Annotated in this window: 8 protein-coding genes; 1 reads left to right on the forward strand and 7 read right to left on the reverse strand. The window is 59.6% G+C overall.

The annotated features are described in order from the left end of the window. Positions 1-10: 10 nt before the first annotated feature. The 7 genes from NZ960_00470 to NZ960_00500 form a co-directional block, all read right to left on the reverse strand. On the reverse strand, positions 11-4636 hold the full coding sequence (locus NZ960_00470) for an SBBP repeat-containing protein (GenBank protein ID MCS7176093.1): 4626 nt from the start codon (positions 4634-4636) through the stop codon (positions 11-13). A gap of 63 nt (positions 4637-4699) precedes the next feature. Further along, on the reverse strand, positions 4700-5608 hold the full coding sequence (locus NZ960_00475; GenBank protein MCS7176094.1) for a DMT family transporter: 909 nt from the start codon (positions 5606-5608) through the stop codon (positions 4700-4702). Further along, complete coding sequence (locus NZ960_00480) at positions 5551-6690, reverse strand: glycosyltransferase (GenBank protein ID MCS7176095.1); 1140 nt, start codon at positions 6688-6690, stop codon at positions 5551-5553. Before NZ960_00480 ends, NZ960_00475 begins: the two co-directional genes overlap by 58 nt. Before the next feature lies 1 nt (position 6691). After that, positions 6692-7672 carry a GNAT family N-acetyltransferase gene (locus NZ960_00485; GenBank protein ID MCS7176096.1) on the reverse strand — a complete coding sequence of 327 codons (981 nt, stop codon included), beginning with the start codon at positions 7670-7672 and terminating at the stop codon, positions 6692-6694. 58 nt (positions 7673-7730) lie between these two features. Continuing rightward, complete coding sequence (locus tag NZ960_00490) at positions 7731-9275, reverse strand: HAMP domain-containing histidine kinase (protein MCS7176097.1); 1545 nt, start codon at positions 9273-9275, stop codon at positions 7731-7733. Next, positions 9260-10027 carry an HAD-IB family phosphatase gene (locus NZ960_00495; protein MCS7176098.1) on the reverse strand — a complete coding sequence of 256 codons (768 nt, stop codon included), beginning with the start codon at positions 10025-10027 and terminating at the stop codon, positions 9260-9262. The genes NZ960_00490 and NZ960_00495 overlap by 16 nt, the downstream gene beginning before the upstream one ends. Next, the gene (locus NZ960_00500) at positions 10020-10826 is read right to left on the reverse strand and encodes a 3-hydroxyacyl-CoA dehydrogenase family protein (protein MCS7176099.1); all 807 of its coding nucleotides are present in this window, start codon (positions 10824-10826) and stop codon (positions 10020-10022) included. Before NZ960_00500 ends, NZ960_00495 begins: the two co-directional genes overlap by 8 nt. Before the next feature lie 75 nt (positions 10827-10901). On the opposite strand from NZ960_00500, the gene NZ960_00505 reads away from it, so the two are divergent. Then, positions 10902-11744, forward strand: coding sequence for a phosphatidate cytidylyltransferase (locus NZ960_00505; GenBank protein ID MCS7176100.1), 843 nt, complete (start codon positions 10902-10904; stop codon positions 11742-11744). Positions 11745-11783 lie beyond the last annotated feature (39 nt).

Raw genomic sequence — 11783 nt, forward strand, 5'->3', positions numbered from 1 at the left:
TTACCCGTCGTCAAGGCACGTACCAGAAGGGAAGCCGAAGAAAGGCCGAAGGGGTTTGCAAGGTCAGTACGTACATCCCCGCCGGTAACTTCTCTGGCCGGAGGGTGAGCTGGTAGGTTCCAGGAGCGAGGGGAGCGTCCACCAGTTGACCAAGCTCCTGCCCGCTGAGGTTCCAGAGCCGAATGCGTACGGGACCGAACTCTGGGGTACCGAACCGTAGGGTCCCTTCCCCTTGGAGGGGATTGGGGACAAGCTCGAGGAATGCTGTAGCTGTCCCAGGCGTGTAGAGCCGGTCTCCTCCCTCTCGGCAGATGTCCACGACGAAGGTGTCCACCGGAGCTTCAACAGAGAAGGCCCCGCCGCTCCAGGTAATGTCCTCCACAATCAGCGGTGTTCGGTCACGTTCGCCTAGGAGCACGCGGAAAGATGGGCGAAGTACTACAGCGTCTCCAGCAGAGAGGTTGGGAATGGGAAGCTCCAGTTGGATTCGACGCCAGCCCTGAAGGATGGTTCCCGAAGGTGTTGGTGGAAGTGGCTCTAGAACGCTTGCCCAGAGGCGGAGGGTGAGGCGAAGCGTGCTTGCTGCAATCCCTGGCTCTGGGACCCGGATGCGGAGGGGAAGCTCTACTACGGCTCCTGGTGGGGCATGACCACCCGGCCAGAAGAGCGTGATAGGAGCCGTGCGCCGGGCGAACGTGTAGGGATCAGACTCAGAAGAGCAGCCGTCAATGGTGACCCGGACTCGATAGCGCCCACTCCGCGGCGGGACGAAGCGCTGCCCCGTCGCCCCTGGAATTGGAACCCCAGCGCTGTCGAGCCACTGATTCCCCACGGGGGAGCTAGAGACCAGCGTGTCCCCTTCCTGCGTAATGGTGGGCTTCGGGGGGCGCGGGATGACCGTCACAGTAATAGGCTCTGACCGCGATTCTCCACACCGATTCCGGGCAAGCACAGAGTAGGTGCCCGCCGTCCGCACGACGATAGAGACAACTCCTTGAGCGATGGGGTCGCCGTCCCTGTACCACACGTACTCTACAGCGGGCAAAGGGGTGACGGACAGCTTCAAGGAATCCCCCTCACAGAGTCGTGGGGAGCCCTCTGCAGTGAGCACCGGAGTAGGCGGGCGCGGAAGGAGGGTGACGGTAACAGAGTCCGAAATGGCCTCTCCACAGGGGCTTCGCAGCCGCAACCAGTACGTGCCGGCTCTCGTTACTACGAGCTGTGGGGTATCGGTGGCAATCAGGGAAGAGTCCCGATACCATTCGTAGCGGGCACCTCCAACAGCCTCCACTCGCAGGAGGAGACTATCGCCCTCACAGAGCTCGTAAGCGCCTCGGACATTGAGCCGTGGAGTCGGGAGTGTGTATAGGACTTGCACGGTGACGCTATCGGGTGAGCGAGCTCGCCCACACGGCGTGATGACCTCTACAGTGTATGTGCCGGACTGCCGCACCAGGCAGCGTGGTCCGCTACTGTCGAAGGGGACACCATTGCGATACCATCGATACTGGGCTTCAGGCTGCTGGGGGGTTGAGAGCACAGTGCTGTCGCCCGCGCAGAGGACGGTGCCTCCCTCCACGGTGATCCTGGGCGGTGTTGGAAGCGGAAGGACCTCAATGGTAATGCTGTCGGAGCGAACACTGCCGCAGGTGTTGAGGAGCTCCACCCAGTAACGCCCGGGTTGCCGCACGGTGTACTTCCACGCTGTAGGATTCCGGAGGATTAGGATGCCGTCGCGATACCATCGGTATTCCTGGGCTGTAGGTTGAGGCTCGGTCTGCAGAACAGTGCTATCCCCTTGGCATAACCGAGTTGGGCCTGCAACGCTCAGGAGTGGAGCCCGGAGCGGCTCGTCAACGCTCACCCGAATGGTGTCGCGGGCCCATACAGTCCCGCATTCGTTCTGGACGGCCAGCGTGTATACACCTGCAGTCCGAACGACGAGCGTGGGGCTGTCACCACCGACAGGCTGGCCATCCCGGTGCCAACGGTATGCCACACCCGGTTGCGGAGAGGCAGAGAGCACTACACTGTCGCCTTGGCATATGCGGGTTGGACCGGAGGCAGCGATCCGCGGGATGGCCGGGGGAGAGGAAGACACAAGCCGGACCTCCTGCTGGGCTGTAGCCGTCCCGCAGGGGGTTCGGATCTCCACCGTGTACCGGCCTGGTTGGCGTACGACGATCTGTGGGGAATTAGCTTCGGGGATGGGGCTGTTGTTCCGGCGCCATACGTAGGTGGCCATCTCCTGCGGCTCTACGTAGAGCACAGCGCTATCTCCTGGACATAGGATGGTGTCTGGCAGCGCTTGAATGACTGGAGGGGGTGGTGGGCGGAGAACCGTCAATGGGCCGGCAGGCTCCCCGATCGTTACGGGGCTTGAGGCCAAGACTCGGATGCGGTAATTCCGCCCTGGGGGCAAGGTGTCGGGAATGCGGGCCACGATTCTGCCGGCTGTTTGACCTGCAAGTTGTCCGATTAGGGTAGAGCGGGCAAAGTCGCCAGAAGAGTCGGAGATGACGGCCGTGAAGGCATTGTCGGCGAAGAAAGAACCTGTGGTGGAGAACTCTATCGTCACCGTGTCCCCGGCACAGAGCGGCTGGCGGAGGACCCGGCAGCGAATTGTCTCGCGGTCAAAGCGAGTCAGGACAGCGTCGGAAGGGCCGCGGCGCTGGTTCTGCACAGCGGAGAGTGTTGGGAAGTCAGCGCTCGTTGTGAAGCCGGAAGCATAGAATCCGACGCCAGTATCGGCTGCTATGCCGAGGAATGTCTCATAACCGCTGCCGCCGAAGGGTGTAGACCACTGTAGCGTTCCGGCATAGTGGAACATAACGAGGAATGCGTCGCCGTTTCCGGCATACGGCTGTAGTGACTGCCACCGAGGGAAGTTGCTGCTGTACGTGTAGCCGCAGGCAATCACTGAGCGGTTGCGCGCAGTAGCTACACCACGGATTTCCTCCATGGCACTGCCGCCGTAGAAAGTACCCCAGAGTAGACGCCCTAGGCTGTCAAGACTACTCAGGAAGGCATCCAGAGCAGCGGCGCGGCGGGACTGGACGGCATTCAGCAGAGGGATGGTATCGCTGAGCGAGGCACCGCCCACAGCAACGCAGTTCCGGCTGTCCACGGCTACAGCGTTGATGACATCCTGCCGGTTCCCACCGTAGTAGGTTGCCCATACTCGCTGGCCGGCAGCGTTCAGTTTTACAACGACGCCATCCAGAGTCCCACCACCAAACGCTGGCTGGAGGGCATTCTGAACGGCAAAGTCGGTACTGCTCGTGGAACCCACAGCCACAACTGCACCGGTGCTGTCAGCGGCAACACCTCTGAAGATATCCTCTCCGCTGCCACCGTAGTAGGTTGCCCATAGTCGCTGCCCTGTAGTCGATAGTCTCAGCAAGAAGCCATCGGAGCTGCCTCCACCGTAGGCGCTCTGAAGCGCGTTGGCGACGGGGAAGTTGGTGCTGTTCGTAGAGCCCCCGACGAAGATCGAGCTTCCCAACTGGTCGTAGGCGACCCCAAAGGCAGCTTCAATCCCGCTGCCACCGTAGTACGTCGCCCACAGCCGCTGCCCAGCGGAGTTCAGTCGCAGCACGAAGGCATCACTCGCTCCAGACAGCGAGTTCTGTAGGGCGTTCTGGATTGGGAAATTGGGGCTAGTCGTGGTGCCTACGACGACGGGGTTCCCATTGGCGTCACAAGCGATGCCGTTTCCGATGTCTGTGCTGTCCCCGCCGTAGTACGTTGCCCACAGGGGCTGTCCTGCAGGTGAGAATTTTGCAATGACGGCGTCCGAGGCAACGGTGGTCGCCAAGGTGGACTGCAAGGCGTCCCGTACAGGGAAGTCAGGGCTGATGCTGTAGCCGACGCAGTAGACGTTGCCAGCTCTGTCCGTAGCTACCCCAGCGAATTCCTCAGCAACGCTACCTCCGTAGTATGTGGACCAGACCACGCCGGGGTCATAGACGAGAGGAAGATGAGGGAGGGCTTCTGGTACCACGAAGCTGAGCGTATCACCCCGGAGCACGTAGGCAGCCCTTAGTGGACGACCGCTCTGGTAGGCAATCGGAGGAAGTTCCCGCAATTGGCCGAGCTCTGTTGTGATGCGGCAGCTTCCGTCGGCTTCCAAGGCAACATTGGTGGCACCGACGTAGCGGAAGCGGACAGAGGCCAGGGCTTCGGCTCGTTGCGCGATGAGGTCGTACTTCATCCCCTGCTCCGTCCACGAGAGTCGTAGCGCGACGCCAGGGAAGAGCTCGTGCAGCGTGATGGAGCGATAGGCCCGGATACCAACGACAGCAATGCCTGGACGGTAGAAGTTGCGGTACCCGCACTCGGCCTCCTCCCCCGTCCAGGAGAAGAAGGGATTAGCGCCGATCCACTCAACGTCCACTCGGCGCAGTAGGATGCGGTAGCGGTGGTCCGCTGCAGAGAGCGTCTGTACGAAGACGTAGCTTAGGCCTTGCGTTCGGACGAAGATGCGAATTCCTGCACCCTCGGCAGCGAACAGGACTTCCGAACAAGGCTGTCCGTCGCTACGACGTAAGTAACCGGTATTCTCCCACCACACCGCCGAGAAGCAGGCTGTTGCGGAAAGTGCGGCTAACCACAGAAGGAAGGGGAAGCTTCCCATGGTGCAGAGCCTTACTCTCGAGTGCTGCTGCAAAATACGGAGTCCCAGGTTTGCCACCGGTATTTAGCCGGCGTGAGTGAGGACAATGCCAGCGATGACAAGGAGTGTCCCGAAGAGGAAAGCCAGCGACGGGACGAACCCGAAGAGCGGAAGAGAAGCCAGGATGGTCAGAACGGGTTGGAGGGTGGAGAAGATTGCTACCTTGCTCGCTTCCATGTGGCGCAGCGCTACCAACCATAGCAAGTAGCCGATGCCGGATGTGACCACTCCCATGTAGAGAAGCTCCCCCCAGACTATGGGCGTCATTCGATCCCACCCCAGCGAGCCGTCGAGCAGCGCCCAGAAAGGCACGTAGAGGAGCCAGCCAACGAGCATACTGGAAGCCGTTACATGGAGTGCCCCGTGTTGGAGCGAAAGGGGTTGACTGAGGACAGTGAATCCAGCCCACGCCACGCTAGCGCAGAGGAGTAAGAGGTTCCCCTGGACGTGTTCTGCTCCGAAGGCGAACTCTCGCTCCGACAGCACGGCTACGACGCCTGCGAAGGCACACCCAATACCGAGGATCTTCCGCAGGTTCAGTCGCTCCTGCCGCAATGCCCAGCTCAGAAGGAGTGCCCACACTGGCGTGAGAGCGTACATGAGCGAAGCATTGGCTGCTGCAGTCCGGTGCACTCCAGCAAAGAAACACCACTGGTTTAGCGGGACCCCAAGAGCACCGAGGAGGAGCAGCAGAAGGCGTTCACGCGCAGTCAAAGCCGAGAGTAACCAACTCCAGTGCCGATGCCAAAGGAGCCAGAGAGCAGCCCCGAGTGCAGCGAAGAACCCGCGCCATAGCAGCGCGGTCTCTGGGGAAAGCTGGTGGAGGGCGTGTTGAGCGACCAAGTGGGTGCTGGAGCCGATGGCCTGCTGGAGGATTAGCAGGAGAGTGTCGCGAGAAGCTCGGTAAGCTTGTGGTGTTGGGCTTCCCAGCATAGGTGTGGAGCTGCTTCGCGGCAGCGTTGGTGGTACTGTTGCCAAACGTCGGGAATTCGTAGGGTTCTAACGGCGCGCTCCAGTTCCTCAAGCGAGTAGTCCTGCGATAAGAGGATGCCAATGCGATACTGCTCAAAGAGCGCGCGGAGCGCCGGCAGGGCGGTGGCAATCGTAGGAATCCCTGCCATGCAGTACTCAAACACCTTGTTGGGAAGGGCCAGTTCATAGCTGTGACTGAGCGGTTCGATGAGTGCTAGTCCGATATCGGCAGAAGCAGTCCACTCCAAGAGCTCGTCGTAAGGACGCCAGCCTAACCAGTGCACACGAGCACTCACGTTGAACTGCTGTGCCAGTTGCTGGAGCTTGTGCTGGTAGGCACCTCCGCCTAGGACGCACAGAACGGCTGTCGGAAGACGGCAGAGCAGGCGGATGCTTTGTTCAATTCCGCGTCCTTCTGTGACGACGCCCTGGTAGAGCAGTACTATACTTTCCTCGGGCAGATGAAGGATGCGCCGTAGCCGATCGGAACGGGGTAGGACACGGTACCGGGGGACATTGAGGAGCACAACGGGAGCATGGCGCAGGTGGTACCGCCGCTGGAGCTCATCCGCGTCCAGTCGTCCTGAGACAACGCAGCCGTCAACCCTGCGAATGAAGGAGGCCTCTATCCATTGCAGGATTCTCTGCGTCACCGGACGGTTGCGCAGCGAGGCTAAAGCGAAGAAGAGCTCACGGGAGTCGTAGACGACGGAGGCTCGATAGCGTTTGGCTAAGAGTGCAGCGGCTGGAAGTCCATAGATATCCGCTGCCCAGTAAACCCGTGCGCGGAGGTGTCTCCCGTGACGCAGGAGCCAGAGCATGAGCAAGAACCACTGCTGCCATGTCCGTCGTACGCTTGGCCGTGGGCGTAGGAGGGCTGCAATTCCTCGCTGCTGCAGCCGCTGCGTGGCCTCTGCCGTACCCCAGCCTACTAGACATACCCGCCGCCCTTCCTGGGCAATGCTAAGGGCGACGTTCAACGTGCGGGCATCGTAGAGCACCTCCGACATGCTCACGATGCAGACATCCCAGTTGCTGGGCATACTACGAGAAGCGGTAGTGAAACGTGCTGCGAAGGATGCCGCGACTGTCGAAGCGCTCCTTGAAACGAATGAGGCTGAGCGCAGGGGTCATCGGGTCGGGTGACTTCGTGTCCTGGGAAACGCCGATGTCAACCCACTCGTAGCCTTGTTCTGTCGCCCAGCGGACGATCTCGTACATGAGGAGGTAGATGGGGCGCAGATGTTGGTACTCGTAGAGCATCATGTTGTAGAAGCACAGCACGACTTTGGAGTTGCAGAGGAACAGAAGGGAACCGGCAATCGGTGTCTCTCCGTAGTAGACCATCAGCAGGCGCAAGTGCTCGGGGACGAGGAGCTGTAACCGGTGGAGGTCCTCTAGCGAGTGAGTCGGCTTTGCTCCGTGCCGGGCTTTGTTCTCCACAAGGATGCGGTAGAACGTATCGTAGCTTTGGCTCTCTTCAACCCGTAGGCGGCCTTCTCGGAGCAGTTTGCGAATGGTTTTGCGGGCGGTCTTATCGAAGAAACGGAGGAAATCGGTGCCGTGCCGTAGATGGATGGCGTGCGAGATGTAGTGGTATTCGAAGTCGAAGCGCCGATAGAGCATGGCGTATTCCAGGTTCTGGGAGTAGTTGCGGCTGTAGATGAATGGCGCCGGGATGAGGAAGAGTTCGCGGAGACCGATACGGCGTCCGTAGTCCAAGAGTGCGTCTACCAGTTCCAATGCCAGCGCGAAAGGAATATCTTCCGTAACAATCCCGCCGTAGCTTGCTCCAACGGGGGACCAGAGTATGCTTCCGTCACCTGTCAAGCCACCGGGCATTACTCCAACAAGCTTCCCGCCCTTGCGGAAGAGCAGGTGATGGAAGTGAAACTTCCCCGGAGGATGGTAGTCCAGGAACTGGAGGCGATGAAACATCGTGCCGTTGTTGGAGCGCGCAACGAACTCCTCCCACTCCTGGCGGTATTCCGGTCGGTATTCTTCAACGCTCACTCGGCATTCCATGGAGATCCGCGAAGGGATTACAATGCTTGGCAGGCTCGCAAAAGTACGTGGTGCACTCTCAGTGACTTCCCGATGCCTCCGTGGCTGGCCTGCTTGTAGGCTGGAGAGGAAGCTCAATGAGGACGGTTGTCCCTTTGCCTAAGGCACTGCGGATACGAACATGTCCTTGGTGGGCTTCTATCAAGCGTTTGACAACCCATAGCCCTAGCCCCGAGCTGAGTTCTCCACCGGTGGACTGAGCACCGAGCCAAGCTCCGCGTTGAAAGGCGTTCCGAATGTCCTCCCCGCTCATCCCTGGGCCATTGTCTTCTACCTCGATGTGGAGCCTTCCATCCTGGGCATAAGCTCGGACGATGACTATCGCACCGGACTGGGAGTACTTGATGGAATTGCCGATCAGGTTGTCCAGCGCCTCCTCCAGCCGCTGAGGATCAGCCAGGATTAGGGGGAGTCCTGGCTCTATCTCCCGGAGGAGGGCAATGGCTTTGCGATCAGCGAGTGGCTTGTTGCGGTAGCAGGCAGAGCGAATGATGTCTGGAACATCGACTGGCCGCAGGTCTAACCGCAGTACTGCTGCCTCTAGGACCAGGACGCGAGAGATTCCCTGTGACAGCTCTACAATGCGCGTTGTCCTCCCCAGGATGTCGGTGATGATCTCCTGCTGTTCCCGAGTCCAGAGGTCGTAGGAGCGCAACAGCTCCACTAGGCTACGGATAGCCGACGCTGGGTTCTTGATGTCGTGAACTAGCGCGGCGAAGAGGGCATCCTTCTGCTCTTGGAGCCGCTCTAACTCTCTCTGCTTCGCCGAGAGATGCTCAACCTGCTCCTGCAGGGCTTTGTTCTCCTGTTGCAGGTGGCGGCTCCGAGCTTCAAGGGCGCTAACCTGACCTCGGAGGTTGCTCAGCTCAGCTTTGAGTTGGGTATTTTCTGCGAGGAGGGCGTCTTGCGCGGTATAGACAGGCTTGCTGTCGGAGGGATGAGCCAAACGTGCCGTAGCTTGAGTACGACGTCGCGCGCGGATTCGTGACCATAAGAGGAGCACAAGGATACCGAAGGTAACGCCGAAAGTCGGGACGATGATCCACCAAAGCCAGCCATTTCCTGCATGGGTCGAAGCAGAAGGTGCAGATGGAGTTGAACCCTGGGAAAGCTGTTGACGAAAGCTCCGGCGTCGCTGGCTCCAAATCCGTTTCCACTCTGCTGCCCGCTGGACGTCGACGAAGAAAGAGAAAGAGACAGGCTGGGCGTACCATCCTTCTGCTGGCGCGAAGGCCTGGACAGTGAGGCTATAGGTACCTTCCGGCAGGCCAGTGTAGAGCACTCTGTCTAACCCGATGGAGCGAAGCTGTTCGCGGTTGTCCTCGTGGCGACGCAGCCCAATGCGGAATAGGAGCGGCGTTGAGATTTGGGGACAGCGGCAGGCGAAGGCAAAGCTAATTGTGTCGGTAGGAGCTATGGCCAGGCTGTCCCATTCCCAATCTTGGAGGGCAATTCCATTCAGGGCAATCCCCCGCAGGGTGGTCTGTCGCTCTTGGGCTATCCCAAGGAGCACGGTGCTGCAGAGGACGAGGAGCTGCACCCATGTTGCTATTCGGCTACCCATCCCTGGTACCTCCGCTGTCGGGGTAAGTACCGAGGAGAGAGGCGGCGGTGATGAAGGAGGGAGTCAATCGTGCGGCGAACGTCGAACAATGACTCGTATGGGAAGAACCCGATCCCTTGCTGCTGGCACCACTTGGCTAGCTCGCCTCGAGCGAAAACGAAGTCCGCGTAGTATGCTGGGCAAAGATCAGAGAGGCCGTCGCCGACATAGAGTATCGGCAGCTCGGGTGGAGTCCAACTGAGGAGTGCTGCCCGCTTGCAAGCAGCGCAAGGGTAAGGGCTTGGGCACGTCTCCTGGCAGCTTTCGTATGCCCAGGGGAATTCAGCCCGCAGGCGGCTGTAGCTCCATTTGAGGCGATTACAGGCAATCGGCAGTTCGGTCAGCTCTACCGCTGCTAATAAAGGCAAGATGTAGGCATCGAAGCCATCGCTGACGATGGCCACACCGATGCCTTGGTGATGACAGTAGGCTATAAGCTCTCGGACATACGGTCGTAGGCCAATAGTTTGTGCGAACGCAGCGATTTCCTCGGGTGTAAGCTCGGGCGGGAGTTCCTGGATGGCCTGGCGATAGTACTCCAGAACGGAGAGTTGGCACTGTTGCAGGCGTTGCTCTAATTCCTGAGCTCGGCTGCTGTAGCGGCGGAGTAGAGTGGTGCCGATGTCGGCTAGAGTAAGGGTCCCGTCGAAGTCGCAGAAGAGGACTGCTCGAAGGTCATCTGCGAAAGGGTATGAGCCGGGTAGCTCAACCATATTGGTAGAATCCTTGGCCAGAGACTCGACCGAGGCGGTTAGCACGGACGTACTGTCGCAGGAGTACGCAGGTTCGGTAGCGCTCTTGCCGATACTCCTCGTGGAGTGCATCCAAGATGGCAACGATGGTATCCAGGCCAATCTCATCAGCCCATTCCAGTACGCCCTTCGGATAATTTGTCGCCAGCCGCATGGCGGTATCAATGTCGTTCGGCTCAGCAACGCGCTCCAGAACTGTGAAAGCCCCCTCGTTGATGAGCAGCGCTAAGATGCGTGGGATGATCAAGCCAACGCGGTCAGCAACGACCTCCGTGCGGAATCCGAGCGAGGCAAAGAAGTCTTTGGCTGTTGCTAAGGCCTGATTTGAAGCCGTGAGTGCCGGAGCAATTTCCAGTATATCAGAGCTCTGGAAGACGCTAGGTAGGCCGTTGAAGGCAACAACCTCAGGGTATTGGAGAGCTGCAGCGCATGCCGTGGCCGTCTCTGTGAGCCCAGACCGCAGCCAGAGTGCTCGAGGATACCGCCTCTGGAGGTTCTGGAGGGAGTTCAGTCGCTGTCGAGTAGACAGCAGGCAAGGGTCGATGACGACGGTGGGAACGTAGTCTGGCAATTGCTCCTCTGAGAGGCATTCCTGTCGTAGCTTCTCCCATAGCTCACGCCATGGTGAGGCCGCAATCTCGTCTGAAGAGGCGAGGGCGACAGGGATCTCGTATTGGCGGCACCTTTCGGTGATTTCTTGAGCTTTTCTCGGGTGCTCTGTCAGGATTCCAACGACGATGACGCTGAAAGTGGATGCCATCAGAGGCTCCTTCTCCTCAGGCACCTGCGCGAAACTACGGTAATTTTGACACTGGGTGCTAAGCTTGCTTTAGCGATGGAGGGATCGGACAGTCAGCGGAAAAGTTTAGTCCAGCGTCTAGCCGTTGCTGCTGTGGGAATTCCTCTTGTGGTGGGAGCTGTCCTTATAGGTGGGTGGGTCTTCGCAGGATTAGTAGCTGTAGTAGCAGGGATTGCAGCTTGGGAGTACGGACAGCTCATGCAGCGGCGTGGAGTTCTTCCTCAGTGGTCATTACTCGTTGGGGGGGCAGTCGCCCAGAACTTACTGACGTTTGCTCTTGGCAGTCCCCTGGTAGCTTTAGGAATCCTCGGCCTCTCTATCGTTTTGCTCGCTTGGGGCATGGCTCTATGGTGGTGGCGTGGCTCCCCGCTGCTCAACACTGCTTCCACAGTCGCTGGAGTCTGCTATGTAGGAGGGCTGTTGAGCACGCTTATTCCACTGCAGTGGGTGAGAGGAGGGATAGAGGTGCCTGGTGGGATGGTACTTCCTCTCTTAGCGGCTATATGGGTCGGGGACACAGCGGCCTACGCTGTCGGCTGTCGGTGGGGGCGCTATCCGCTAGCACCCAGGGTTAGCCCGAGGAAGACATGGGAAGGTGCAGTGGCCTGTTTCATCGGAACGGCCTTAGCTTTTTGGGGGCTCTTGCAGTGGTGGATGCCGGCATTTCCGGGAGGTGAGGCGCTCGCACTCGGCATGTTCCTCGGTGTGGTGGGGCAAGTCGGCGATCTCGCAGAATCGCAGCTCAAGCGGGATGTAGCGGTCAAGGATTCCTCCGCTCTTCTGCCAGGACATGGAGGCATGTTGGATCGGATTGACAGCCTCCTGTTCGCTACGCCTTGCCTTTACGCTTGGCTTGCGCTGCGAGGGTGGATTGGTTGATACGAGGGAGCTGCTACGTTCGTCGCTACTCTTACCCAC

The sequence above is a fragment of the Candidatus Kapaibacterium sp. genome (genome assembly GCA_025059875.1).
GTDB lineage: Bacteria > Bacteroidota > Ignavibacteria > Kapaibacteriales > HRBIN21 > HRBIN21.

Coding starts and splice junctions, on each gene's coding strand:
- NZ960_00480 (MCS7176095.1), bottom strand. CDS start 6,690: ATGCCCAGCAACTGGGATGTCTGCATCGTGAGCATGTCGGAGGTGCTC.
- NZ960_00475 (MCS7176094.1), bottom strand. CDS start 5,608: ATGCTGGGAAGCCCAACACCACAAGCTTACCGAGCTTCTCGCGACACT.
- NZ960_00495 (MCS7176098.1), bottom strand. CDS start 10,027: ATGGTTGAGCTACCCGGCTCATACCCTTTCGCAGATGACCTTCGAGCA.
- NZ960_00500 (MCS7176099.1), bottom strand. CDS start 10,826: ATGGCATCCACTTTCAGCGTCATCGTCGTTGGAATCCTGACAGAGCAC.
- NZ960_00470 (MCS7176093.1), bottom strand. CDS start 4,636: ATGGGAAGCTTCCCCTTCCTTCTGTGGTTAGCCGCACTTTCCGCAACA.
- NZ960_00485 (MCS7176096.1), bottom strand. CDS start 7,672: ATGGAATGCCGAGTGAGCGTTGAAGAATACCGACCGGAATACCGCCAG.
- NZ960_00505 (MCS7176100.1), top strand. CDS start 10,902: ATGGAGGGATCGGACAGTCAGCGGAAAAGTTTAGTCCAGCGTCTAGCC.
- NZ960_00490 (MCS7176097.1), bottom strand. CDS start 9,275: ATGGGTAGCCGAATAGCAACATGGGTGCAGCTCCTCGTCCTCTGCAGC.